Raw genomic sequence first — 21861 nt, forward strand, 5'->3', positions numbered from 1 at the left:
GCCCCTACAGTCCGGCCCATCCTCGGATCATCTTCGCCACGCGCAGGGCCTCGGCCCGGCGCAGGCTTTGATTTTCGATCCGCAGCGCCTTGAAGAAGGCACCTGTCAGCATCGGCCCTTTCTCGATGTTCTTCCGAACATAGAGCATGGCCGCGAGAAATTCTTCTGTTTCCACATCTCGATCCGCGCAATCGGCCGCGGCCGTCTCGACAAGGGCAAGCACCTGGCGCAGCTCGCCCACGATCAGAATTTCTTCTGACCAATTGCCGCCGAAGGCCACGTTCCGAAGCTGATCCTTGCGTTCTACCATGAGAACAAAATAAGAACATATGGCATTTCTCGACAAGCAGGATCGTGACGCATGACCCCGATGCGGTCTCTATACATTGATATGAATAGCTTTTTCGCCAGCGTGGAGCAGCAGGCCGATCCGTCGCTGCGCGGTAAACCTGTCGGCATTACCGCTATCAGCGCCGAATCGGGAGCCTGTGTCGCGGCGTCCTATGAGGCCAAAGCCTTCGGCGTCAAAACCGGAACGCGCGTCTACGACGCGCGCCGGTTGTGCCCAGGCATCATTTTCCGCCCGAGCCGCCACCGCCTCTACGTTCGCGTGAACCAGAAGATCGCCGGCGTCATCGACCAGATCGCAGAGCTTCAAGCCGTCCGCTCCGTCGATGAATTTCAGGTCGCCCTCGGCGGCCAGACAGCGGAGCTGTCGGCCGCGCTCGATCTCGGCCGCCGGTTGAAGGCCGCAATTCGCGAACAGGTCGGATCGGAGCTGCGCTGTTCCGTGGGCATCGGGCCGAACCACCTGCTTGCGAAGATCGCGGGCAAGCTCGAAAAACCGGACGGGTTGCAATGGCTTGCCCCGGAAAACATGCCCGACCGTATCGCGCATCTGTCGCTTGACGATCTGCCGGGGATTTCGCACGGCATCAAAGCCCGGTTGCAGCGTGCAGCCGTTTGGGGCGTCGCGGAACTCTATGCGCTCGATCCTCGCCACGCCCGGCAGATTTGGCGCTCCGTCGAAGGTGAGCGTTTCGTTCGAGCCTTGCAGGGCATGGAGATTCCGCTCTTGCCGACGCAGCGAAACGGCTACGGCAACTCGAAGGTTCTCGCTCCGCAGTATCGTCGGCCCGATGCCGCGCGACCGGTTGGCCGATGGCTGACTGAAAAAGCGGTCGAGCGAATGCGCCGTGACGGATTTTGCGCCCGGCGGTTTTCCCTTATGATCCGTCTTCCTGAAGGCCGCGGTTGGTCTCGCGCGAAAACCCTGACGCCGAGTCAGGATTCCGCGATTTTCCTGAAGCTGTTCGAAGCCGAATGGGTGCAGTTTCGCCACGAGCGTCACGGCTATGTGCTGTCAATCGGCGTTCACCTGGGCGAAGTCATCCCGCTTTCCGAACGGCCGGGCGAGCTGTTTCTGCCGCTGGCGCCGGGTGAGGCGAACAAGCGGGAAAAGCTGGCGGAAACCATTGACCGGATCAATCGCCGGTTTGGTCAGAGAGTCGTCAGCTATGGGGTGCATCAGGATCATCCGGGATTCTTCGAGAAAGGGTAGTTTCATGACGAATCCCGGTCGTTCGTGACCTCGTGCGGTTGCTCGAGGACACGCCCGCCCAGGACCGCGCCCTAGGCTTCGGCCGGCAAGCGGCCTGCGCCCCGAGCCTTTCCCCCTGCCCGTCCCTGCGCCAAGGTGCGCCGCCCGCCGTCTCGTCCCGAGCCACCGGGCGGCGCGGCGCATGGTCCTGTCAGGGGGCCAGTCTCGGCCCATCCGGGTAACGGTCGCTTTCGCAGCAGCGAAAGTGACTATCCATTCAAAGCGGCATCTCCAAAGTGGCCTTGACTGTGGAGACAACGATGGAAGTCCGGAATTTCCTGACATTCTTATCAGCGAAGAAAAACCGCTGCGTAAAGGCTTCATAGTCTTGAATGTTTTTCGCTACGACGATCATGACGAAGTCCGAGTCCCCTGCGATACAATAGAAATTTGTGACGTGAGGGTCGTTTTTGGCCTTCCGCTTGAAGGTTTCCGTCTGTTCGACGCTGTCCCGCTCAAGATCCACCGAGACAACTGCCGTAATCCCAAGGCCGAGGGCCTGTTGGTCGAGCAATGCGACCTCCCGTTTGATGGTACCGGCCTCGCGCATGGCGCGAAGTCGGCGCTGAACAGAAGCGGTGGAAGCGCCCGTTCTTTCCGCGAGTTCCTGGATCGTGATCCGTGAGTCGCTTTGAACAAGAGCAAGAATTTTTCGATCCAAACCATCCATGATCGAGTATGATCACATGCCACATATAAAGTGTAATGAAAAATCGATATTGGGGGAAAAAAGCTATATGATATTGATATAATCCACCAAATTATGCGGTTTATGTACACCGCAGCAGTCACCAAATCTGGCTTCGTTGCCATCCTCCCCCTGGCCGTGGGTGCCGCCCTCTACGGGTTCGCCTTCGGGTTCCTAGCTGTTCAGTTAGGCGTACCTTGGTGGTCAGTCCCTGTCATGAGCGGGCTGGTCCATGCCGGATCGGCGCAGATAGTCACAGTTGACCAGTATGCTGCGACATCAAGTGTCGTGGGGGCAGTCTTCGCAGGGGCTATTTTGAATCTGCGCTACATCGGAATCATTGCTTCCATTGCCGACATGCTCAAGGGGATGCCGCTTTGGGCGAAGCTCATTTCTATCCATATCACCAGTGATGAAAGCTGGGCGTTAACGGTCTCCGAAGCAAACAAAGACCGATCTATCGGCGCACGCTTCCTGGTTGAAGCCGGGGCGGTAATGATCCTGACCTGGGTGACATCGACGACTATGGGTGCCATCGCTGGTTCCACAGTGCCGGATCTTGAGAAACTTGGCCTGGGTTTCGCCTTTACGGCTGCGTTCATTGCTATGGGCCGAGGCATGTGGCGGGGCCGGTCCGACCTAGCCCCTTGGGCTGTCACGTTCGCGATTGCTATTTTTGCTTCCCGATTGGGATTTGCGACAGCGAATTCCATCGTCATCGCAACGATCGGGGGACTGCTTTTCATGCAGTTACTGCGCTTCGTCAGGAGGCAGAACCATGAACCATGACATTCTGTATCTGATTGGGGGGCTGGCAGTCGCTACCTATGCGATCCGCGTGCTTGGCCTGGTCACGGGGAACATGATCCAGAGGTCCCGCTTCGCTTGGGTGCTCGATGAGCTTCCAGGGCTCTTGATTGTGGCGCTCGTTGCCTCATCCCTGTCCAGCATCACTCAAGTTGGATGGCTGGCTGCGGCGATCACCCTGATGATCGCGATTTACACCAACAATGTCGTGCTGACCATGATCGGGGGCGTCATCACTTTCGCTTTGGTCAGTAACCTACTGTAAAAAAATACTTTCGGAGGCTATGATGGACTACGCCGAACACGATTTTGAAATACGCAAGGATGTTCTTCGCCAGCTCAAGCATTTCTCTGAGCCCAGCAACGTCGCCGCCGTCCGCACCCTCGCGTTTGAATATGCTCTCATCGCAGGGTCGATTTATCTGTGCGTTGGAGTATCCTATTGGTTCTATCCGCTTGCCATCATTATCATCGGGTCTGCGCAGCGCACCTTTGCCAATATTCTTCACGAGGCTGCGCATTTTCACTTTGCCAAGAACAAACTGCTCAATTTCCTGGGCGGGACGGTTCTGACGTCTTACCTGATCTTCCACATGTTTACGCCCTATAGAAATTCTCACGTGGGATTTCACCATCGTCATTTCGGCGACCCGGAAGATGACCCAGATTACAATTTTCACATTCTGCTGGGCCTATACGAGGCCAAAGAAAGCCACAGCCGGTTCATCTTGAAGAACCTCGTTCTGGCTCTGATCGGGTATCGATCCTGGGAGTATATCAAGTATATCTATCAGGACCGCATTCTCTTCACGAAGGACAAGATTGTCATCCGCATGCCGATCTCGGTCACGAGCGACCGGATCATGTTTGCTGCGACCTGGATCGTCGTCTTAGGACTGGTGACCTGGTTCAACATCTGGCTCGAATTCCTACTTTTCTGGATCGTACCGTGTTTTACAACCTACATCGCGATCGGTTGGTGTGCTGAACTCGCGGAGCACTACCCGCTGCCGGAGTCAGAGAATAAGCGCCTTCTCATGACGCGTAACCGCCATGGTTGGGCAGTCGAGAATTTCCTCTTCGGCCGGCACTATGATCGCTACCACTTGGTGCATCACATCTTTCCGACGATCCCCTTCTACAACCTCAAGAGGGCGCACGAAGTGCTCCTTGAGGACCCGTCCTATCGGGTAGTGCCCCGTGGGGTGGTGTAAGAGGCCGCGCGCGAAGCCCTTGGCGTAGCGCAGCGCGCGGCCGGGCTGGCGGCCATCGCGCTTCTTCGTAGTCTGAGGTTGTTCGAAGACCGACGACAACGAAGGAGAGCACGATGACCGAGAACATGATCGACCTTCCGGGCATGATCGCCAAGAGCGATGACGCGGATTTCTTGCGCGAGCTGATCCAGGATGCCGCGCAGCGGCTGATGGATATCGAGGTGGCCACCGTTTGCGGTGCGGGCCATGGCGAGCGCAGCCCGCACCGGGAGAACCAGCGGAACGGCTACCGGCCGCGGCAATGGGATACCCGGGCGGGGACCATCGGCCTGAACATCCCGAAGCTGCGCAAGGGCAGCTATTTTCCGACCTTCCTGGAGCCACGGCGGACGGCGGAGAAGGCGCTGATGGCAGTGATCCAGGAGGCCTACATCCATGGTGTTTCCACGCGCGCTGTCGATGACTTGGTGCGCGCCATGGGGCTGACGGGCACCTCCAAGAGCCAGGTCTCGCGGCTCTGCGAGGAGATCGACGAGCGGGTGCAGGCGTTCCTGAACCGGCCTCTCGAAGGCGATTGGCCCTTCCTCTGGCTCGACGCCACTTATGTGAAGCTGCGTGAGGGCGGGCGGATCGTCTCGATGGCGGTGATAGTGGCTGTGGCGGTCAATACAGACGGGCGGCGCGAGATCTTGGGGATTACCGTCATGCCCTCGGAAGCCGAGACGTTCTGGGCCGACTTCCTGCGGTCTCTTACTCGGCGCGGCCTGCGGGGCGTGCAGTTGGTGATCAGCGACGCACATGAGGGCCTGAAAGCTGCCGCACGCAAGGTGCTCAGTGCCGGCTGGCAGCGCTGCCGCGTGCATTTCCAGCGCAACCTCCTGGCCCGCGTGGGCAAGACCCACAAGCCGGTGGTCAGCGCGGTGGTAAAGACCGTTTTCGCCGAGAAGGACCGCGACCAGGCCCATGCCCGCTGGCGTGAGGTCGCCGACAGCCTGCGGGACCGGTTCCGCGATGTTGCCGAGCTGATGGATGAGGCGGAGCATGACGTGCTGGCTTACATGGCCTTCGACGAGAGCCTGCGCTCGAAGCTGCACAGCACAAACCCACTGGAACGCGTCAACAAGGAGATCAAGCGGCGGACCAATGTCGTCGGCATCTTTCCCAACCGCGAAGCCGTCATCCGGCTGGTCGGCGCGCTCATGCTGGAGCAAAACGATGAATGGGCCGTCTCCCGCCGCTACATGCCGGTGGAAAAGCTGACGGCCGTGTGCAACGATACCGGCGCGGCGACGATGATCGCCGCGCAGTGAACGAGCAGCACCAGCTATGAAGAAGCAGGTGGACGCCAGTTCCTACACCATCTCCCGGGACACTACCTCCTATCGGAAGTGGGATGCAATGTGGGGCGGCATCTTCACGCGGAGACATCCTGAAGAAGAGACGCTGATCTCCTACGTCAGAAAGTACAAGGATGAAATCTCGCGCGAGGAACGCGATCCAAATCGACCGAGCTTTGCTCAGCGCATCCTTCTCCAACATCCGCTGGCACAAGGAGCCTGATTTATGACCAAGCCAGAATTCCGTCAAGCTTCATCGCAAAATCTTCATGCTTTGCATCAGGATGTCGCAAAGGGTCTCAGGAAAATCGCTGCTCACCCTGTAATCCGTGAGAAGTTCTCGGCCGACCCATTCATCAAGCAGTTTTTCACCGAAACGGTGGCGCGATACATCATCGGCAAGTCAATGTCCGAAGCCGCCGATAAGTTCGACGTTTTGTCAGTAAAGGGATACCTCGCCGGCGTCGAGTTTGTTGGTGAGGAGATATCCGATGGCGGTCAGGTCGAGCAGGTTGTGGAGGAAAACATCCGCTTCCTCTTACATGCGCGCGGGCGCCCGTTTTCGGATGGGCTACAGCTTGGCTTTGATCTTTCCAGTGTCGGCATGCTTATAAGCCGCGAACTCGCGATGACGAATACGGCGCGCATTGCGAAGGTGGCTGCCGAGCAAGGTGCCACGATTATGATTAGCATGGAGCGCAGCACCCAGACCGACACCATTCTGGATGCTTTTCACCAGCTGGCCCCTTCGCATGAAAATCTTGGTCTGACTATCCAAGCCTACATGCATCGTACCGAGGTTGATCTGCCCAAGCTAATCAAGACCAGGCGTAAGATCCGCCTTGTGAAGGGTGTCTATGATGAGCACTCGTCGCTGACGCTGCCGCGCGGGAAAGAGCTGGATGTTCGATATGTGGAATGCATCGAGAAGCTCGCCGAGGCCGGGTCTCGTTTCGCTGTCGCAACGCATGACCCTGCCATCATCGACATGTTGAATGCCCGCGGCCTCCTGGATGCGGCCGAAGAGCTGGAGGGGCTACATGGATGTAACCCAAGTCTTTTCCACACACTGAACAACGAGGGGCATCGGTGCCGCATAACCGGCGTTTACGGGGAAGAATGGCTTCTTCATTTCTTGCACCGGCTTGCCGAGCATCCGCCGAATGCCCTGCAGGCGCTGGCAGATTTCTACAACCCAGACCGGGTTGTCTTCGGCGCGGACTACTGAAGATGACGGCACTCACCTCACCGCGCGTTCCAACCGCATATCTGAACATGGCCGGATCGGGGCCCGTTTCTGATGAGGTTCTGGCCGCAACTACGACATACCTGAAAATCGAGCAGCAGGTCGGGGCCTATGACACTGAGCTCGATCATCACGTCGAGCTTGACGAGCGCGTCTACGAAAATCTTGGCACCCTCTTAGGGTGCGTTGCGGCTGACATCGCGATCTTCGACAACGCTACCCGGGCGTGGACGGAAGTCGTGAGCCGACTTTCGTTTAAAGGCGCGCGCCGCATCCTTACAACCGAATACGAATACGCTGGGAACCTTCAGTATCTGAAGGATCTCTCGGAACGGGAAGGACTCGAACTGATCACGATACCCTGTACTGATAAAGGTGAAATCGACCTAGAATGGCTGCAATCAAACATGGGAAATGACGTTGGGCTCGTGTCCGTCGTGCATGTTCCATCTTGCTGTGGCATCATAAATCCTGTTGCGACCATCGGTGAAATCCTCTCGGGATACCAAGCTGTCTACATCGTGGATGCCTGCCAGGCTGTTGGTCAGGTTCAGATTGATGTCCACGCAACCGGTTGCGATGTGCTCACTGGTGCCGGGCGTAAATTCCTGTGCGGCCCCCGGGGCACCGGGTTTGCCTTTGTCTCAGCACAGCTGAGAGCCAGGATGTCTCCCGGATTTGTCGATCTTCACCTTTCTGATATCAAAGCCGATGGCCGGATCGAAAAAGACATGGGAAATGCGCGCTTCCTCGAAATGGGGGAGCGTAATTGCGGGGCCATCATCGGCTTGTCACGGGCCATCGAGGAGGCTCTGCATGGCGGGGATCGGCTAAACGATGGCATTTTCCGAATTCGCGAAGGCGTTTCCGCTCTTGAAGGGGTCATACCGATCGATCCTGGTAGGAACCGTGGAGGTATATTTTCGTTTCGTCATAAAAAGATTCCCGCCGAAGAGGTGGTGAGGAACCTCAGAGAGCACCGGATTGCTGCCTGGCGCATAAAGGGGTCTCATACCCCGCTTTATATGCTTCCCAGAGGACATATAGAGGGAGTGCGGTTGTCATCCAACAAGATCACAGTCGAGCATGCAGATTTGGTGGTGGCGGCGTTGAAGGATATGCTTGCTTGAGGACTGTCCTGAGGCACGTAGTTTGCCCCGACGCCTCGTTCAATTGAACTTCCTGTGCGGAAATCCCCGCAGACTAGGCTAGCCTCGCGCTGGCCTTTTTTTGGGCCTTGGACGATAATCTGTGATCGCCGCGCTCGCGCGGGGATCACACTGGCAGGGGGGATTCGGGCAAGCCGAACGCCCCCTGCATCCTTGGGCCAGGCCGCGCGAGCGCGCCCTGTCCGTATCGGGAACCGCCGGTTCCCCCACGCAAGCCCCATGAGCGGCGTCAGGGGGGGTGTCCCCAACCACGGTCTCGGCCGGGGGCCGAGCTGCGTGGCCGGGTGATCCCCCTCCCCCCCTTCCTTGTCATGGAGCTTGCGCGGGCCCCCCTCCTGCCCTCGCCGGGAGGCAGGCTTTCAGGAGAGGGACGCTTCGCGGTCCTCGCCAGAAACCCCGCCCCAATTTTCGGCACCAGACCGGATAGGGCATCACCACAAGGAGGCCAGACATGGCTGATATTCATTCGGAAAACACCGCAGAGGCGGCTGTCGAGGCAGCGCGGGTCGCGCTTATCGCAAGACAGAACGACCGGTTCCGCACCACATGGGGCGCTGACTTCACCGTTCCCGGCCAGATTGTCATGACGCGCGGCGTGGCCGCACTGTCGCACGAGGCACAGGTGGCGATCATGGTCGCGGTCATGCAGTTTTCCGAGTTCACCGAGGACAACGACCCTTACGGCACCCACGATTTCGGCATCTTCACCGTGGCCGAAGGCGAACGCGAGGTTCGGCTTTACTGGAAAATCGACCTGCATGAGGAAATTACATTTTCAAGTCCTTTTCTTTCTGTGCAACGCTGGTTTGGCTCCTCGATTATGCTCACTCCAGTGGCATCGACTTGCATACGGTGGGCGTGCTGCCCGAACCAAATTTCCGTTCACGTTCCCGGAATGGAGCCGCCTTGGTTGGGACCAAACTTCTACAGGGTTTGTGAAGACCATCAATCTTCTCGGTCACTCAACCATCCGGCGTTGCGCGTTATTCTGAAGTTTCAGTATCCCGTATTACACCTCCGCCTTCAGAACCGCGCCAGACGGGACAAGTCCCGTTTCCACATATCGCCACAAAGCCACGATGAGCTTGCGGGCAAGAGCCACAATGGCGACTTTCTTTCTCACTCCCGGGCGTTCAGCCGTGTATTTTCTGAACCAGCGCGCGAGTGCGCTTTGAGGCTGATACCGCAGCCAGCACCACGCCAGTTCGATCCCGAGGGTGCGCGCCGGTCGGTTTCCAGCTTTGCTGATACCCTGGCTTCGTTCGACATCACCACTGGAATAAGGGCTGGGCGTCAGGCCAAGGTAAGACGACAGGTGTCGCCTGTTCTTGAACTCTCGCCCGAACACCTCTGCGGACAAGAGCATCGCACTGTGTCGTCCAACACCGCGAAGCCCTTCGAGCAGCACGGCCTTCTCGTGTTCAGGAAACCGCTCCGATTCAGTCGCAAGGGCTTCGTCGCGTTCCTCCGCCAGAGCCTTGATCATCTTGTTCGTCAGTTCCAAGCGTTCGAAAGAGCGAACGATCTCGCGCATGAGCTGATCGGGGAAAGGGCGGCCATCGGCAGTTTCGAGGCCCTCCAGTTTCTTGCGCCATGTGACCATCGCTGGATTGATATGCCGGACGCCTTGCAGCGCGAGGAGGGCACGAATGCGATTGATGTGGCCAGTGCGCTCGCTCATCAGCCTCTTGCGCTCTCGGTGAAAGCGTTTGGCGTCTTCTTCAGCAACGGTCGGGACGCGCACAGTTCGGAATGCCTTTCGATCACCGGAACAGTGGTTCTTCAGCAGAACGACCATGCCTTCGGCGTCGACTCGATCCGTTTTGACCCGGCGGGCTCTGCGGTTCACGAGAAAGCTGGTCGGATCCAAGACCAAGGTTTCGATCCCTTCGTTGGACAGCAGCCTCTGCAGCCAGAAACCATCGTATCCAGTTTCGAAGCAGACGATAGGTCGCTGATCAGGCCCGAAGAGCTCACTCGCCTCCGCAACGGTCCCTCGAACCAGATCAATCAGTCCTGCCGTATCAAACCCGTCCAAACGCACGGATTTGATCTTGGCCAATTGCGGCGCATCAAGCGCCACAAGCCATTTCGATTTGCTCAGATCAATGGCGACAAAGCAGGTCGCCGCAATAGATGGTGTCATCATCTTGGAAATCTCCCGTTTTGTGAATCTGCGCCCAACCTATCCGGTTCGCGCAACCTCCTGCATGGAAACTTCTACGACGCGGGCTATGAGTTCGGTTCCGACGATTGCGCGGACACCACTAAGACCCGCCGCGTGCTGACCATCCTTCTGCCCGAGGAATACTGAGTTCGGTTGCGGGGTCTCTCCCTGCCCCGCGCCGAGGCTGGCCTGTCGAGCAGGCCCAAGGGAGGGGCGGCAAGCGCCTCTCCCACCCCCTCACCACAACGGAAAGGAAGGTGAAATCAATGAGCAATGAAACCATGAAGCGCCGCATTGCCGAGGCTTGGGCGCTTCTCAGGAAGGGCGATCACTTTGGCATCGGACGCCGCTTCCTGATCCAGCACGGGGCCATCTAAGCCCCCTCGCCTCAGCCCGTCAGGGCTGGGGCACCGATAACACAAAAACTCACCACACGACAAGGATAAGACCCATGACAAAGCAAGAGACGATCATCGCCCCCATCGAACAGGTTCCCTTCGATGATCTGTATGTTTCCGACCTGAACCCGCGCACCGTGTTCAGCCCCGAGGGGATCGAGGCACTGGCAGAGAATATCCGCCAGCTTGGCCTGATCCAGAACCTCGCCGGGCTGCGCGATGAAACCGGCAAGGTTGGCATCGTGGCCGGAGGCCGGAGGCTTCGCGCCCTGGCTTTGCTGCAAGACGATCCGCGCTTCGCTACGGTTTCCGTGAAGATCGCGCCCGATCAGGCGACCGCCGAGATTTGGGCATCGAGCGAGAACCACCACCGCGAACAACCCCATGCCGCCGATGAAATCCGCGAATATGGCAGCATGGCCGAGCGGGGCGTTCCGGTTCCCTCCATCGCCATCGCGTTCGGCGTCAATGAAAAGCACGTCTATCGCCGCTTGAAGCTGGCAAGCCTGCCGGTGTCGGTTCTGGACGCCTTGAAGGCCGGGGAAATCACCCTGTCGAACGCCGCCGCCTTCACCGTCAGCGAGGACGAGGCGAACACGCTGGCCGTGCTGGAAAAGGTGCGGGGCGAGGGCTACAGCGATCACCAGATCAAGCAGATGCTCAAACCGGACTCGGTGCGCAGCACGGATCGGCGCGTGAAGTTTGTTGGCCTTGAGGCTTACGAGGCCGAGGGCGGGCGCGTCACTGGCGACCTTTTCGCAGACCAGACCTATTTCGATGATGTTGCCCTGCTGGACGAACTGTTCAAGGCGAAGCTGAACGCCACCGCCGAGGCCATGACCGGCGACGGTTGGAAATGGGCCGAGGCGATGGACACCACCTATCTTGGTTATTACGAGATCGAGGAACGGAAGCTGGACCGCATCTATCGGGATGAAGGGACGCTCACCGAAGAGCAGTCAGAGCGTTACGACGAACTGGCGGAATTGGCCGAAGGTGAGGTTCTGGACGCCGAGGGCGAGGCCGAACTGGCGGCGCTGCAAGCCGTGTTGGATGGTGCATTCAGCGCCGAGCAGAAGGCCGTTTCGGGCGTCCTTGTCTACGTCAACCAGAGCGGCGAGGTTCAGACCGCCGAGGGGCTGGTGAGGCGTGAGGACCGGGCCGCCGCCATCGAGGCCGGGTTCCTGCGCAAGTCCAGCCATTCGAGCGCCGAGGCCGAGCCGAAATCCCCCATCAGCCAGAAGCTGCGCGACGACCTGTCCCGTGTCGCACAGGGCGCACGGCAACATGCGGTGTTGCGCGATCCCGATCTGCTGATTGACCTTCTGGCCTACCAGTTGAGCCACGCCCTGCGCTGGAACGATCCGCTTGGCATCGCCACGACCGAGGTTCCGAACTGGCCTTCGACCGAGGCCGAGGGCTATGCCCTTGACGAGCGCCTGACCAGCAACCCGCCGCGCGATATGTGGGATGCGAAAGACCTTGGCGCATCCTTCCGCGCGTTTCGCAAGAAAGGCCCGGAGCATGTGCGCGGTGAACTGGTCCGGTTCCTTGCCGCTCAATATCGGGGCGGCGACGAGAAGCTGTCCGCGATGATCGACAAGGAGACGCAGCCGAATATCCGCGAAGTCTGGACCCCCAATGCGGCGAACTTCTTTTCTCGCGTCGGAGGCCCCTACCTCAACGATCTGTGGCGCGATCTGCTGGACCTGTCCGACGATCACCCGACCGCCACGACCTTCGCCAAGCTGAAAAAGGGCGAGAAGGCCGACAAGCTGGAAGCCCTGTTCCGTGGCGACCACGATCTGCGCAGCGCCCTTGGCGTCACCGACGAGCAGGCCGCGAAGATCGGGGCATGGCTGCCCGAAGGCATGAAGTGAGATCGAGGGCGGGGCGGCAGCGCCCCGCCCACCGATGGAGGTTCCCATGAGATTCAAGCGTTCACCCCGACACCCGTTCACCGACACGCCCCGCAAGCGGGCCGCACTGCGCCGGAAACAGCGCCTTGAGCGCGAGGCCCTTCCGTTGCTGGCCGATCAGATTGCCGAGGCACAGCCGAGCGAGGACCGTGTTATGGCAGACCGCGCACTGGCATGGTCCGAACAGGAAATCAGGGACCGTCGCGCTCGGGCAGAGAAGTGGCATGAAGCCCGCCGCCAGATCGACGCCCTGCCCGAAGATGAGCGCCGCGCTGTGCGGCGGGCATGGGACTGCGCCCCATACCCCGCCGACCCGTCTTATCTGTTGAGCGTCCTGCACAGCTACAGCCAAGGCAGGATCGACTTGAAAAGCCCGCCTTTCCCGCTGTCGCGCACCGACGCCTCGGGCGCGAGGATCGCGAACCTGTTCGCTTCATCTGACCTGTTCGTGACGATCCTCAAGGCGCGGGAGATTGCCGCCGATCCTGACCGTCACCCGCTGGCGGAACGTCACGCAGCCTATCACCATCTTCAACTGGCGGCATCGAAGAACAAGGATCGCGACCGCGCCGCCCAGAATCGCGTGTTGGCCTCGCAGCTATTCCTTCGCCTCGGAGAATTGGAGAACGCCCATGCCTGATTTCACCGCCCACCGTCATCCGGTCCTTGCCGTGCGCTGCCCCGATTGCGGCAGAGCGCCCGGCGTCTGGTGCCGTCGCCCGAGCGGCCACATGGCGAGCGACTTTCATCACAGTCGCAAGGTGGAGGCGGATCGCGTCTTCATCGACCAGCACGGACCTGACGCCAGCATCCTGCGCGACGGCGACGGATGGATCATTGATCCACGCGGGCGCGTCGGCATTCGGCCTCAGCCCGAGCAACTGGCTTTGTTCTGAGGGATATTCATGGCGCTGGCGAGAACTGATCGACTGTGCTACGACTGGAACTAAAGGAGAACTTAGATGTTTGATCGCCGCGCTCACGCTGAAGAAATCATTGCCGAACTGATCGGCAAGATGTGGAACTGGTTCTTTATCGGAGCTGCTGGCGCGGCTATCGTGATCGCCGCTTGCATCGCGTTCTTCGCGGGGGTCAACGTCCCCAATCTGATTTACTGGATCGGCACAGCCATCGCCTTCGGGTGCTTCGCACAAGCCGCCAATCTGTCGAACGAAATTCGGAGCCGCCGCGCGCATCTTTGACGCCGGGCAGGCCAGCTTTTTGAGAATATCCTTGTGGTGAGGATAACACTGGCCCCGCTCGCGCGGGGCCTCTTTTTTCCAGGGACCGACATTCAGGACGATCATGCACGACGACGACGAAACCACCTTCAAGGATAGGCTCGATCTGGTTCAGTATCGCATGGCCGAGATCGTCTTTTGTCCGGGCCGTGTCGTCCGGGCCTGCTGGCGTGGCGGGCGACCGACGATCAACCGCTATATGCTGGCCTTCCTGACTGTGTTCCTGCCTGCCCTCGGATTCGGCATCGTCATGGGATGGGCCATGAGCGGGTCCGAGCATTTCCTGTTCGGCGCGGATCGGACATTCACCCGGCAGCTTGGCGAGGCGTTCATGCTGATCTGGATGATTGCCGTTCTCTACCTGCTCGCCATCGGCATCACGATTATCGTCATGGGCTGGTTCCGAAAGGGACCGCGCCGAGGGTGATGCCCGGTGCGCCGGGACTGCGCCCCGACGCACCGGCCTTGCGCTACCCGCGCAGGGGCCGCTGCGCGGCTTGGCCGTCAGCACCAACCCTGCCGCCTGCCCCCATTGTATTCCCGCGCCAGCCCTTCCCCGATCAGGATACCGGCCACGTCCGCACGACCGATGTAAAGCCGCGCTAGCCCTCGGTCATTTCGGTCGCGGCCCGGCAACACGATCAGTTCCACCAACTCGCCCGAGCCGATCAGCTCGCGCAAGCGCCTCGTCGCCTCGTCACCAAGCGCCTTTTCATATGCACATTGCGGATCGTAGGTTTCCGGCGTGTCGAGACCGACCAGCCGGAACCGCTCACCGCCCAGGTCAATCGTGTCGCCGTCGATCACATAGACTGAAGCCGGATTGATCGGCTCTGCCGCCGTCCCGGTGTCGATCGACAGCAAGGCCGCGACGATCATCGCACCTGTTGCCGCAACTCCAAACAAGCGCCTGCGTCGCGCATGTTGTCCGCGTCTCGATCCAGTTTCTCGCAGCCAGTTTCGCAAGCCGCTCTGCCCTCTTCTGTTCCTGTGCCGGTTGTCGCTAGGCCGCCATCGGGTTTCCCTTGACCCATTTGCCGCTGCGCAGATGAGCATCCGTCGCCCCAGGTTTCGACCGTCGCCGTGATTGTCCTTGCAGTATGAATCGAGCCCCTGTCGAGATCCACACGCCGCTGCCTTCCTTGATCTGGAACCGACACTGAAATTCGTGCAACCCAGGTATTCACCCGTCTCCTTGGTCCGGGTTTCTCAAACGGAACATTGCTTGTTCCTCTCTTAGCGACCGTCCGGGGCTAACGCCCCGCCCTTCAATCAAAAAATCGGTTTCCGCTTTGCGGACCCTCCGATTTTTGGCTTGATCGCATCGAGGACCAGCATGACCGTTTTTCATCGAAACACTAAGATACCAAGGAGACAAAAAATGAATACCTTCGCTGAGTTTGAAATCATCGGTCGGGTCGGTCAGATCAAGGAAGGCAACGGCGTCCTCTGGGTTTCCATCGCCGCCGAGTATGGCCGCAAGGACAATCACGGCGACTTTCAGTCGAAACCCTTCTGGAACGACGTGAGTATCTTCAACGAGAACGTCATCAAATGGGTCAAGGAAAACACCGTCAAAGGCGACCTGGTTCGCGCGACCGGCACCATCCGCTCCGAGAGCTACGAGACCAATAGCGGCGAAACCCGCCACGGCGTGAAACTGGCCTGCGACAACTTCGCCAACCTGGCCCACATGATCCGCAAGCAGATGGAGCGGCAACAGGCGGGCTGACCGCCCGGGCGGGCCTCACGGCCCGCCTGCCCTTCGGGCGCGGCGCTGCGCCCCGACCAATCGGCCGCCCCCATCGAGAGGGCGGCCGATCGCGCTTCACAGCCTTCAGCTCCGAACCGCCGACAAGCGGCAATGCGACACTGGACCCCTGCGAAGGTGCAGGGTCTGCCTCCTTGAAAAACAGCGGCCACTCTACACGGCGCGGCGAGCCGTCAACACCAAGCCCTTCGGGGCGCTGCGCGCGTGTTGACGGCCCGCCTTTCCCGCCGTGTCACCGAGCCTCGTTTTTTCAATCAGGAGACAGACCATGAAATTCATTCGCAAGCGTTCCATCAAACTTCGTCGCATCGCCGCTCGCCGGCTCCGAGCCATCCGCAAGCTGCTGCGCGCAATCGACCTCAGCCTTACGATCTCGATCAACCTCGGCTTCCTGAAGGTCGGGATCACCCTCAAGCGCCGCCCCGAGTAGGGCGGCTGCAACGGCCAGGCCCTCCGGGGCTTGGCCTTTCTGCATTTCATCTTCCCTGAAATATCCTCGGGGGAGCGCCGCCAGGCGCGGGGGCAGACAGCCCCCTCACCGCTCCGGGCACATGCGCCGCAGCGCGGCCATTCCATCCGTAATGGCCGGGCCGTTGGGCACCTGAAGCTGGCCCAGGTTCTCGGTCACGGCCGCCGCCGCCGCCAAGGCGTCGCCATCGCCGCTCGTCGCCAGATGCGCCAGCATGGCGGCCTGGTTTTGCAGCATGTTGCCGGTCACTTCGATGTTGGCGATGTTCGCCTGCACCATCTGCGACATGGCCGCGCTCACAAGCTCGCAATCGTCAGCCGAGCCTTCCTGCGCATGGGCTGCTGCTGCGCCAACCAGGTATGCCGCCGCTGGCAGGCTGCGCATCACGTTTGCCGCTATCAGTTTCATCGAAAGCTCCTTTCTTCCGACCTCATGCGAGATCGGTCTTCGCAAAATCATCGCCCTTGTAGAGCAAGGGGGCATGAAACGCCTTAGCGGCGGCGTAGGCGAGGGCGTCACCCATGTTGAGTTTCGCCGGATGACCGGCCACCTTGCCGTATTTCCTCAACGCCGCGATCGCCGCCGAGCCCATGCTTTCGGTGAGGTGCATTTCACGAACGCCGAGTGATTGGAGCAGGTCTGCGACAAGCTCGCTCGCCTTGTCGAAGTGCGCCTCGCTGATATGCGTTACGCCATCCTTTTCCTTCAGATCCCGTGCGATCCCGAGCGTCGTTTCTACCCGCACAACCGGCGAAATCATCAGCTTGCCTCGGGCCTGTTCCATTGCTTTGAGCATCGCCGGGGCTTCCGGCTCATTCAGCAGCACGGCGCAAAGCGCGCTGGCGTCGATGAACATCAGTCATCACCCCACAGCTCATCCATGAACGGCTTGTCGTCGGATTCGCGCGGTTTCAGACCTGCCTCGGCTGCCTTTCGCTGAACCTTCGCTACACGTTCCGCGAGGGTTTCCTGCTTCTCCAACGCCGCTATACTATTGAGCAAGGCCGTGCGAACCGCTTCGGTTTTGTTCCTTGCGCCAGAGGCAGCAAGGTAGCGGTCAACGAGCTTATCTACGTCCGGGTCTTTGATGTAGAGGGGCATGTGCATATCCTTTCAGGATATACAATATAGCCGAAAAGTATATCCCGCAAGTGCTAGTATCTTCGATTGTTGAATTTCGTGGCGAATCCCGGTCGTTCGTGACCTCGTGCGGTTGCTCGAGGACACGCCCGCCCAGGACCGCGCCCTAGGCTTCGGCCGGCAAGCGGCCTGCGCCCCGAGCCTTCCCCCCTGCTCGTCCCTGCGCCAAGGTGCGCCGCCCGCCGTCTCGTCCCGAGCCACCGGGCAGCGCGGCGCATGGTCCTGTCAGGGGGCCAGTCTCGGCCCATCCGGGTAACGGTCGCTTTCGCAGCGCCAGACCTTACCACAGGTCGCCTGCAAGGCCCCTGCCCCGTCCCCCTGGCCGGGGCGGTCTGGAAAGCTCTGGCGGAAGAGGGTTCGGAGATCCCCGCGCTTGCGCGGCGATCACACTGGCAGGGGGGATTCGGGCAAGCCGAACGCCCCCTGCATCCTTGGGCCAGACCGCGCGAGCGCGCCCTGTCCGTATCGGGAACCGCCGGTTCCCCCACGCAAGCCCCATGAGCGGCGTCAGGGGGGTGTCCCCAACCACGGTCTCGGCCGGGGGCCGAGCTGCGTGGCCGGGTGATCCCCCTCCCCCCTTCCTTGTCATGGAGCTTGCGCGGGCCCCCCTCCTGCCCTCGCCGGGAGGCAGGCTTTCAGGAGAGGGCCGCTTGCAGCGGTCCTCGCCAGAAACCCCGCCCCAATTTTCGGCACCAGACCGGATAGGGCATCACCACAAGGAGGACGATTTATGTCCGCACGTCTTTTTTCTCTATGGTCCGAATATGACGGTCTGCCCGGCGCGGAAGTGGTCTATTCCGCCAATCCCGACCTGCTGCGCAAGATGGGCCGCGATCATCACGCAGCCGCCACGCACAAGCCCGATCTACGCTTGCTCGATCCCGAAGGCAAAACCGTCGCAACGATGGATACTTGGGCGACTGACTGGACGGAGATGGGGGCATGAGTGCCCCCAACAACACCCCCGACATTCAGGCAGCGCGCATCCTTGATGCACTGACCGCGCTCTATCCTGACGCCTCCGGCCAGGTAGCCGATCTGATGGAGTATGCGCTTTGCGACCTGCGCCATCTGGCCGATCAGCATGTGATCTGTTTCGGCAGCACGGATCAGAAGGGGTATCGCACCTACCTTCAGGAGAAGGCCCAATGAAACCGCAGATTTCACTCATCGAGGGGCGGCACCTGACCGCCTCCGACAAGCGCAATATTCTGGCTTGCATCGAGTATCAGCGCGACAAGCATCCCGCCACATGGGGCGCGGATTGGCTGGGCCGGAAATCTTCGCCCAAGCGATACACCGTCGCGCCGATCCCGGAGACGACGAACCGCTACGAAGTCCGAATCCGCGAGCACTACCGCAACGATTATGGCTGTCCCTGCGAGCGCACGGCCCGCCTTGTGATCGAGACCAAGGGTGTCGATCCCCTGCCCGCCGCCAAGTCGCACCCGGCTTGGGACAACGACGACCTTTTCGCAGCCATGCCTCGGGGAACCGAGGCATGAGCTGGCGCACCTTCGAGACCCGCGAACACCCCGACGACCTGCCCCGCGTCCACAAGGACGAGGCAACGGCATGGCGCTACGCCAGCCGCACCGGGCACGAGGTTTGGGAAGTGATCGAATATGGCCCGAACGCTGGCGAGCGGTTCCTGGGCCAAGGATGAAAGACGAGAGCATGACATTTCACAGCGAATTTCCAAAGATTGGCGAAACCGACCAGAAGGACCACGGCGCACCGGCAATCCGGCGCAGCCTGTCCGAGATCGTCGCGGAGTATGATGCAAAGGCCGAAAGCATCCCCGGCGCCATCGAGGCTTTCAAGAGGGCCGAAACCGCGATCAATGCCGCCGCTTGCATCGGCGGCACCTACGGCGGGCGCGTCTTTGCGACCGATCCGAGTCTATACGAGCGCGACGTGCGCCTGACCCTGCTGCGATCCGCATGGAAACACGTCTACGAAGGCTTGAATATCGAGAACATCGCCAGCGCCAAGGACCGGCAGCAGCTCGACTTGAAGCTGACCAAACCCCTGCCCTTCACCTTGGAAAATATCGCTGAGGTGTTCGGGAGCTATTTGCTCGATCAACGCTTTCACGTCCTCAAGGGGTTGGCCGAATGCTTCACCGATCTGGACCCGGCCTATAAGAGCCATTCCAAAGTGAAAATCGGCGTTGAGGGCCTGCCGAAACGGATCATCGTTTCCTATGTCACCGGCTGGAACAGTTGGGGCCGGGAGCGGGTGAAAGATACCCTTAACGCCCTGCGCGTCTATCGAAGCCAGCCGCGCTATACCTACCGCGAGTTTGAAGACACGATGGACGAGGTGCAGCGCCACGGCGAGGCTGATTTCTGCGGTGGCATCATCCGCGTTTTCAAGAATGGCAACGGCCACCTGATTTTCGACCCCGAGGGCCGAAAAGACATCAACCACGCCCTGGCCGAGTTCTATGGCGAAGTGTTGCCCGACGCGCCAAACGAGGCCGAAGCGAAGCGGCCAAGCACAGATGTTGCCCGCGATCTGCAATTCTATGCCAGCCCCCGGCCCGTGGCAGAAACCGTGATCGACGCCCTGCACCTTAGCGGCGGCGAGGAAATCCTAGAACCGTCTTGTGGCGACGGCGCACTGATGGACGAGCTGGCCCGGCGCAACGCCGATCTGCGCGAAAACCGGATGAGCGGGGCCGTGTCCGTCACAGGCGTTGAATACGACGCCGCCCGTGCCGACCTGGCCCGCGCGAAGGGCCATCACGTCATGACCGCGAATTTCCTTCAGGTCGCGCCCGATCCGCGGTTTGATAAGGTGGTCATGAACCCCCCTTTTTATGGGCGGCACTACAAGAAACACCTCGATCATGCGGTAAAGTTCCTGAAGCCCGGCGGCTGTCTGGTCTGCATCCTGCCCGCGTCCGCCTACTACGACCACGGCACCACAATTGGCGACTGGCGCGATCTGCCTGTGGGCAGCTTCGCCAGCTCCGGCACGAACATCCCCACCGGATACTGTGTCTATTACAAGCCCCGCGCCTGATCGTCGGGCGGGCCTTCCGGCCCGCCCTTCCACCTAGTATTCTGGCTACAAAGGAATTTTCGACATGATGCAGAGCATTTATCTTCGCGCTTATCTGGCAGGCTACGCGGGCCGGCATATCCCCCGTTCGATTCGCCGCCTGATCGCCGGAACCGAGTTTCACCGCGCATGGCTACTCGGGAGCATGGGCTTTTTTGAACAGGGCGGCGTTCGCTACGGTCCCGCATACCCTTACGGCATCGCACCCGAGTCGGAGCGGGCCTGATGGCCCGCCGATCTCGGGGCTTCACCCGTATCCGCTGGTTTCGGCGCAATGTGGCTTGGGGAACAGTCTATCTTACCTGTGACGAGGAAGACCCCTGCCGCATCAAGATCGGCTTCACGCAGCGCAAGACAGTTGATCGGAGGAAGGAGCTTTCGCGCAGCGTTCAAGGCCGAATGGTCATTGTCCAGACCGTGAGAATGCCCCATGCGTTCGCTCTTGAGGCCCGTTGTCACGCCAAGGTGGGGCGTCTGGCTGGACGAGACCGGACCCGCAATCGGGAATGGTATATCCTTCGAGACGGCGCATCGGTTAGCGACGTGGCACAGCTCATCACCGAGCAGGCGACACGGCTTCGCCGTATTGCCCGCCTCAAAATTGCATGGCCGATCTATGGCCGCATATCCCTTTTCGATTCAGGCTGGCGGCCGACAGGGCGAACCGACCCGATCAAGAGCGATCTGGTCTAGCCTCTTTCATCTTCCTGAAAATATCCTCGGGGGAGCGCCGTGAGGCGCGGGGGCAGACAGCCCCCTACGTCCTTCCTAGCCTGCACATTCCAGTGGCAGGAAACCGCCATTCGATGATGCGCTTAATGTCAGCGATGCTATAATATTGCGATGAAGCAGACGAGGAATTTCCGTGGCCGATAAGATCCAGCTTACCCCGAATGTCATCAACGAGCAGGGCTTACGGCTAAGCCTAAAACATGGAGGCCAGCTCGAAATTGAATGTCGTGAAGAACCATTCCGCAAGGGGCCGAGCTGGCACGGCCTTTGGTTCATGAAGAGTATCGATCCGTCCGGCGAGGTTCAGATGCTGGTGACTGCCCGGATGGATGCCACGCGGGGCGGGTTCAAGGTGAGAGAGTTCAAGACCGCTACCGGGATTATCTCCTTTCTTTCCGATTGCGGTTTCGCCGCTGTGCATTTCCCGCTTCGCGCCGGTGATAAGACGACGCTACGCCTTCAGCTTGCGGCCTGATCTAACGTCAGCTCATGGGCGACAGCTCCGCCCTTTCATCTTACCTTAAATATCCTCGGGAGAGCGCCGCAAGGCGCGGGGGCAGACAGCCCCCCGGCCGCGCAGGCGCCCAATGGATAGACAGGGGTTCGGAGATCCCCGCGCTTGCGCGGCGATCACACTGGCAGGGGGGATTCGGGCAAGCCGAACGCCCCCTGCATCCTTGGGCCAGGCCGCGCGAGCGCGCCCTGTCCGTATCGGGAACCGCCGGTTCCCCCACGCAAGCCCCATGAGCGGCGTCAGGGGGGGTGTCCCCAACCACGGTCTCGGCCGGGGGCCGAGCTGCGTGGCCGGGTGATCCCCCTCCCCCCCTTCCTTGTCATGGAGCTTGCGCGGGCCCCCCTCCTGCCCTCGCCGGGAGGCAGGCTTTCAGGAGAGGG

The 21861-nt window shown here is 60.3% G+C and carries 31 protein-coding genes and 1 pseudogene; 25 read left to right on the plus strand and 7 right to left on the minus strand.

What is annotated here, in order from left to right:
- Positions 1-4: 4 nt before the first annotated feature.
- Entirely contained in the window at positions 5-280 is a 276-nt protein-coding gene (locus ACWNZ3_RS22630; protein ID WP_133066463.1) for a hypothetical protein, read from the minus strand.
- Between the two features lie 81 nt (positions 281-361).
- Here ACWNZ3_RS22630 and ACWNZ3_RS22635 point away from each other — a divergent pair, with 81 nt between their 5' ends.
- Entirely contained in the window at positions 362-1561 is a 1200-nt protein-coding gene (locus ACWNZ3_RS22635; RefSeq protein ID WP_088716883.1) for a DNA polymerase Y family protein, read from the plus strand.
- Between the two features lie 256 nt (positions 1562-1817).
- Here ACWNZ3_RS22635 and ACWNZ3_RS22640 read toward each other — a convergent pair whose 3' ends face one another.
- Positions 1818-2270: an Lrp/AsnC family transcriptional regulator gene (locus ACWNZ3_RS22640; protein ID WP_088716884.1), complete on the minus strand. Its 453-nt coding sequence runs from the start codon at positions 2268-2270 to the stop codon at positions 1818-1820.
- Between the two features lie 102 nt (positions 2271-2372).
- On the opposite strand from ACWNZ3_RS22640, the gene ACWNZ3_RS22645 reads away from it, so the two are divergent.
- The 8 genes and pseudogenes from ACWNZ3_RS22645 to ACWNZ3_RS22680 all read left to right on the plus strand — a co-directional run.
- Positions 2373-3077, plus strand: coding sequence for an AzlC family ABC transporter permease (locus ACWNZ3_RS22645; protein ID WP_088716901.1), 705 nt, complete (start codon positions 2373-2375; stop codon positions 3075-3077).
- Positions 3067-3360 carry an AzlD domain-containing protein gene (locus ACWNZ3_RS22650; RefSeq protein WP_088716885.1) on the plus strand — a complete coding sequence of 98 codons (294 nt, stop codon included), beginning with the start codon at positions 3067-3069 and terminating at the stop codon, positions 3358-3360. The genes ACWNZ3_RS22645 and ACWNZ3_RS22650 overlap by 11 nt, the downstream gene beginning before the upstream one ends.
- A gap of 22 nt (positions 3361-3382) precedes the next feature.
- Entirely contained in the window at positions 3383-4309 is a 927-nt protein-coding gene (locus ACWNZ3_RS22655) for a fatty acid desaturase family protein (protein WP_496902611.1), read from the plus strand.
- Between the two features lie 113 nt (positions 4310-4422).
- A complete protein-coding gene (locus tag ACWNZ3_RS22660; RefSeq protein WP_142495134.1) occupies positions 4423-5619 on the plus strand; it encodes an IS256 family transposase in 1197 nt (398 codons plus the stop codon).
- Between the two features lie 16 nt (positions 5620-5635).
- Positions 5636-5869, plus strand: a complete 234-nt coding sequence (locus ACWNZ3_RS22665) for a hypothetical protein (RefSeq protein ID WP_496902612.1) — start codon at positions 5636-5638, stop codon at positions 5867-5869.
- A gap of 3 nt (positions 5870-5872) precedes the next feature.
- Entirely contained in the window at positions 5873-6874 is a 1002-nt protein-coding gene (locus ACWNZ3_RS22670; RefSeq protein WP_088716887.1) for a proline dehydrogenase family protein, read from the plus strand.
- Positions 6875-6876: 2 nt separating this feature from the next.
- On the plus strand, positions 6877-8022 hold the full coding sequence (locus ACWNZ3_RS22675) for an aminotransferase class V-fold PLP-dependent enzyme (protein WP_157903889.1): 1146 nt from the start codon (positions 6877-6879) through the stop codon (positions 8020-8022).
- A gap of 622 nt (positions 8023-8644) precedes the next feature.
- Positions 8645-8815: pseudogene (locus tag ACWNZ3_RS22680) on the plus strand (DUF3768 domain-containing protein); the annotation flags it as partial.
- Between the two features lie 255 nt (positions 8816-9070).
- Here ACWNZ3_RS22680 and ACWNZ3_RS22685 read toward each other — a convergent pair.
- A complete protein-coding gene (locus tag ACWNZ3_RS22685; protein WP_496902613.1) occupies positions 9071-10210 on the minus strand; it encodes an IS110 family RNA-guided transposase in 1140 nt (379 codons plus the stop codon).
- Here ACWNZ3_RS22685 and ACWNZ3_RS22690 point away from each other — a divergent pair.
- The 6 genes from ACWNZ3_RS22690 to ACWNZ3_RS22715 all read left to right on the plus strand — a co-directional run bounded on the left by ACWNZ3_RS22690 (position 10124) and on the right by ACWNZ3_RS22715 (position 14213).
- The gene (locus tag ACWNZ3_RS22690; RefSeq protein ID WP_496902614.1) at positions 10124-10375 is read left to right on the plus strand and encodes a DUF3768 domain-containing protein; all 252 of its coding nucleotides are present in this window, start codon (positions 10124-10126) and stop codon (positions 10373-10375) included. The two genes, ACWNZ3_RS22685 and ACWNZ3_RS22690, sit on opposite strands and share 87 nt — an antisense overlap.
- A gap of 304 nt (positions 10376-10679) precedes the next feature.
- The gene (locus tag ACWNZ3_RS22695) at positions 10680-12506 is read left to right on the plus strand and encodes a ParB/RepB/Spo0J family partition protein (protein ID WP_088716890.1); all 1827 of its coding nucleotides are present in this window, start codon (positions 10680-10682) and stop codon (positions 12504-12506) included.
- 46 nt (positions 12507-12552) lie between these two features.
- Positions 12553-13185: a hypothetical protein gene (locus tag ACWNZ3_RS22700; RefSeq protein WP_174861803.1), complete on the plus strand. Its 633-nt coding sequence runs from the start codon at positions 12553-12555 to the stop codon at positions 13183-13185.
- The gene (locus tag ACWNZ3_RS22705; protein ID WP_088716891.1) at positions 13178-13441 is read left to right on the plus strand and encodes a zinc finger domain-containing protein; all 264 of its coding nucleotides are present in this window, start codon (positions 13178-13180) and stop codon (positions 13439-13441) included. Before ACWNZ3_RS22700 ends, ACWNZ3_RS22705 begins: the two co-directional genes overlap by 8 nt.
- A gap of 66 nt (positions 13442-13507) precedes the next feature.
- Positions 13508-13747: a hypothetical protein gene (locus ACWNZ3_RS22710; protein ID WP_088716892.1), complete on the plus strand. Its 240-nt coding sequence runs from the start codon at positions 13508-13510 to the stop codon at positions 13745-13747.
- A 103-nt stretch (positions 13748-13850) separates the two neighbouring features.
- Positions 13851-14213 carry a hypothetical protein gene (locus ACWNZ3_RS22715; protein WP_088716893.1) on the plus strand — a complete coding sequence of 121 codons (363 nt, stop codon included), beginning with the start codon at positions 13851-13853 and terminating at the stop codon, positions 14211-14213.
- Positions 14214-14290: 77 nt separating this feature from the next.
- On the opposite strand, the gene ACWNZ3_RS22720 is transcribed toward ACWNZ3_RS22715, so the two are convergent.
- A complete protein-coding gene (locus tag ACWNZ3_RS22720; RefSeq protein WP_164744780.1) occupies positions 14291-14692 on the minus strand; it encodes a thermonuclease family protein in 402 nt (133 codons plus the stop codon).
- A 475-nt stretch (positions 14693-15167) separates the two neighbouring features.
- Between ACWNZ3_RS22720 and ACWNZ3_RS22725 the strand changes: the two genes are divergently transcribed.
- Positions 15168-15518 carry a single-stranded DNA-binding protein gene (locus tag ACWNZ3_RS22725; RefSeq protein ID WP_074647520.1) on the plus strand — a complete coding sequence of 117 codons (351 nt, stop codon included), beginning with the start codon at positions 15168-15170 and terminating at the stop codon, positions 15516-15518.
- A gap of 307 nt (positions 15519-15825) precedes the next feature.
- Positions 15826-15987 (plus strand): hypothetical protein, encoded by a 162-nt coding sequence (locus ACWNZ3_RS22730; protein ID WP_157903891.1) that lies wholly within the window; start codon positions 15826-15828, stop codon positions 15985-15987.
- 105 nt (positions 15988-16092) lie between these two features.
- Here the strand turns inward: ACWNZ3_RS22730 and ACWNZ3_RS22735 are convergent, their stop codons facing one another.
- From ACWNZ3_RS22735 to ACWNZ3_RS22745, 3 genes are read right to left on the minus strand one after another with little or no spacing between them, the layout of a single operon-like run.
- On the minus strand, positions 16093-16434 hold the full coding sequence (locus ACWNZ3_RS22735) for a hypothetical protein (protein WP_088716896.1): 342 nt from the start codon (positions 16432-16434) through the stop codon (positions 16093-16095).
- 22 nt (positions 16435-16456) lie between these two features.
- Complete coding sequence (locus ACWNZ3_RS22740) at positions 16457-16882, minus strand: type II toxin-antitoxin system VapC family toxin (RefSeq protein WP_088716897.1); 426 nt, start codon at positions 16880-16882, stop codon at positions 16457-16459.
- A complete protein-coding gene (locus tag ACWNZ3_RS22745; protein WP_074647545.1) occupies positions 16882-17127 on the minus strand; it encodes a type II toxin-antitoxin system VapB family antitoxin in 246 nt (81 codons plus the stop codon). Before ACWNZ3_RS22745 ends, ACWNZ3_RS22740 begins: the two co-directional genes overlap by 1 nt.
- A gap of 769 nt (positions 17128-17896) precedes the next feature.
- On the opposite strand from ACWNZ3_RS22745, the gene ACWNZ3_RS22750 reads away from it, so the two are divergent.
- The 8 genes from ACWNZ3_RS22750 (at position 17897) to ACWNZ3_RS22785 (ending at position 21442) form a co-directional block, all read left to right on the plus strand.
- Positions 17897-18112 (plus strand): hypothetical protein, encoded by a 216-nt coding sequence (locus ACWNZ3_RS22750; RefSeq protein WP_088716850.1) that lies wholly within the window; start codon positions 17897-17899, stop codon positions 18110-18112.
- A complete protein-coding gene (locus ACWNZ3_RS22755) occupies positions 18109-18318 on the plus strand; it encodes a hypothetical protein (protein ID WP_074647538.1) in 210 nt (69 codons plus the stop codon). Before ACWNZ3_RS22750 ends, ACWNZ3_RS22755 begins: the two co-directional genes overlap by 4 nt.
- Positions 18315-18671, plus strand: coding sequence for a hypothetical protein (locus tag ACWNZ3_RS22760; protein WP_088716851.1), 357 nt, complete (start codon positions 18315-18317; stop codon positions 18669-18671). Before ACWNZ3_RS22755 ends, ACWNZ3_RS22760 begins: the two co-directional genes overlap by 4 nt.
- Positions 18668-18832: a hypothetical protein gene (locus ACWNZ3_RS22765; RefSeq protein ID WP_157903888.1), complete on the plus strand. Its 165-nt coding sequence runs from the start codon at positions 18668-18670 to the stop codon at positions 18830-18832. The genes ACWNZ3_RS22760 and ACWNZ3_RS22765 overlap by 4 nt, the downstream gene beginning before the upstream one ends.
- A gap of 11 nt (positions 18833-18843) precedes the next feature.
- Positions 18844-20196, plus strand: a complete 1353-nt coding sequence (locus ACWNZ3_RS22770; protein WP_088716852.1) for a class I SAM-dependent methyltransferase — start codon at positions 18844-18846, stop codon at positions 20194-20196.
- Positions 20197-20260: 64 nt separating this feature from the next.
- Positions 20261-20461 (plus strand): hypothetical protein, encoded by a 201-nt coding sequence (locus ACWNZ3_RS22775; RefSeq protein WP_088716853.1) that lies wholly within the window; start codon positions 20261-20263, stop codon positions 20459-20461.
- Entirely contained in the window at positions 20461-20928 is a 468-nt protein-coding gene (locus tag ACWNZ3_RS22780) for a GIY-YIG nuclease family protein (RefSeq protein ID WP_088716854.1), read from the plus strand. Before ACWNZ3_RS22775 ends, ACWNZ3_RS22780 begins: the two co-directional genes overlap by 1 nt.
- 172 nt (positions 20929-21100) lie before the next feature.
- Positions 21101-21442: a hypothetical protein gene (locus ACWNZ3_RS22785; RefSeq protein WP_088716855.1), complete on the plus strand. Its 342-nt coding sequence runs from the start codon at positions 21101-21103 to the stop codon at positions 21440-21442.
- The last annotated feature ends 419 nt before the right edge of the window (positions 21443-21861 follow it).

The sequence above is a fragment of the Sulfitobacter sp. IGS-18 genome, assembly GCF_059628195.1.

What these genes read in the sequence shown, in the direction of transcription:
- ACWNZ3_RS22650 (WP_088716885.1), top strand. Translation starts at nt 3,067, where the DNA reads ATGAACCATGACATTCTGTATCTGATTGGGGGGCTGGCAGTCGCTACC.
- ACWNZ3_RS22740 (WP_088716897.1), bottom strand. Translation starts at nt 16,882, where the DNA reads ATGTTCATCGACGCCAGCGCGCTTTGCGCCGTGCTGCTGAATGAGCCG.
- ACWNZ3_RS22665 (WP_496902612.1), top strand. Translation starts at nt 5,636, where the DNA reads ATGAAGAAGCAGGTGGACGCCAGTTCCTACACCATCTCCCGGGACACT.
- ACWNZ3_RS22730 (WP_157903891.1), top strand. Translation starts at nt 15,826, where the DNA reads ATGAAATTCATTCGCAAGCGTTCCATCAAACTTCGTCGCATCGCCGCT.
- ACWNZ3_RS22675 (WP_157903889.1), top strand. Translation starts at nt 6,877, where the DNA reads ATGACGGCACTCACCTCACCGCGCGTTCCAACCGCATATCTGAACATG.
- ACWNZ3_RS22765 (WP_157903888.1), top strand. Translation starts at nt 18,668, where the DNA reads ATGAGCTGGCGCACCTTCGAGACCCGCGAACACCCCGACGACCTGCCC.
- ACWNZ3_RS22750 (WP_088716850.1), top strand. Translation starts at nt 17,897, where the DNA reads ATGTCCGCACGTCTTTTTTCTCTATGGTCCGAATATGACGGTCTGCCC.
- ACWNZ3_RS22725 (WP_074647520.1), top strand. Translation starts at nt 15,168, where the DNA reads ATGAATACCTTCGCTGAGTTTGAAATCATCGGTCGGGTCGGTCAGATC.
- ACWNZ3_RS22695 (WP_088716890.1), top strand. Translation starts at nt 10,680, where the DNA reads ATGACAAAGCAAGAGACGATCATCGCCCCCATCGAACAGGTTCCCTTC.
- ACWNZ3_RS22640 (WP_088716884.1), bottom strand. Translation starts at nt 2,270, where the DNA reads ATGGATGGTTTGGATCGAAAAATTCTTGCTCTTGTTCAAAGCGACTCA.
- ACWNZ3_RS22705 (WP_088716891.1), top strand. Translation starts at nt 13,178, where the DNA reads ATGCCTGATTTCACCGCCCACCGTCATCCGGTCCTTGCCGTGCGCTGC.
- ACWNZ3_RS22745 (WP_074647545.1), bottom strand. Translation starts at nt 17,127, where the DNA reads ATGCCCCTCTACATCAAAGACCCGGACGTAGATAAGCTCGTTGACCGC.
- ACWNZ3_RS22670 (WP_088716887.1), top strand. Translation starts at nt 5,873, where the DNA reads ATGACCAAGCCAGAATTCCGTCAAGCTTCATCGCAAAATCTTCATGCT.
- ACWNZ3_RS22715 (WP_088716893.1), top strand. Translation starts at nt 13,851, where the DNA reads ATGCACGACGACGACGAAACCACCTTCAAGGATAGGCTCGATCTGGTT.
- ACWNZ3_RS22760 (WP_088716851.1), top strand. Translation starts at nt 18,315, where the DNA reads ATGAAACCGCAGATTTCACTCATCGAGGGGCGGCACCTGACCGCCTCC.
- ACWNZ3_RS22635 (WP_088716883.1), top strand. Translation starts at nt 362, where the DNA reads ATGACCCCGATGCGGTCTCTATACATTGATATGAATAGCTTTTTCGCC.
- ACWNZ3_RS22645 (WP_088716901.1), top strand. Translation starts at nt 2,373, where the DNA reads ATGTACACCGCAGCAGTCACCAAATCTGGCTTCGTTGCCATCCTCCCC.
- ACWNZ3_RS22700 (WP_174861803.1), top strand. Translation starts at nt 12,553, where the DNA reads ATGAGATTCAAGCGTTCACCCCGACACCCGTTCACCGACACGCCCCGC.
- ACWNZ3_RS22770 (WP_088716852.1), top strand. Translation starts at nt 18,844, where the DNA reads ATGACATTTCACAGCGAATTTCCAAAGATTGGCGAAACCGACCAGAAG.
- ACWNZ3_RS22755 (WP_074647538.1), top strand. Translation starts at nt 18,109, where the DNA reads ATGAGTGCCCCCAACAACACCCCCGACATTCAGGCAGCGCGCATCCTT.
- ACWNZ3_RS22655 (WP_496902611.1), top strand. Translation starts at nt 3,383, where the DNA reads ATGGACTACGCCGAACACGATTTTGAAATACGCAAGGATGTTCTTCGC.
- ACWNZ3_RS22710 (WP_088716892.1), top strand. Translation starts at nt 13,508, where the DNA reads ATGTTTGATCGCCGCGCTCACGCTGAAGAAATCATTGCCGAACTGATC.
- ACWNZ3_RS22780 (WP_088716854.1), top strand. Translation starts at nt 20,461, where the DNA reads ATGGCCCGCCGATCTCGGGGCTTCACCCGTATCCGCTGGTTTCGGCGC.
- ACWNZ3_RS22660 (WP_142495134.1), top strand. Translation starts at nt 4,423, where the DNA reads ATGACCGAGAACATGATCGACCTTCCGGGCATGATCGCCAAGAGCGAT.
- ACWNZ3_RS22775 (WP_088716853.1), top strand. Translation starts at nt 20,261, where the DNA reads ATGATGCAGAGCATTTATCTTCGCGCTTATCTGGCAGGCTACGCGGGC.
- ACWNZ3_RS22685 (WP_496902613.1), bottom strand. Translation starts at nt 10,210, where the DNA reads ATGATGACACCATCTATTGCGGCGACCTGCTTTGTCGCCATTGATCTG.
- ACWNZ3_RS22735 (WP_088716896.1), bottom strand. Translation starts at nt 16,434, where the DNA reads ATGAAACTGATAGCGGCAAACGTGATGCGCAGCCTGCCAGCGGCGGCA.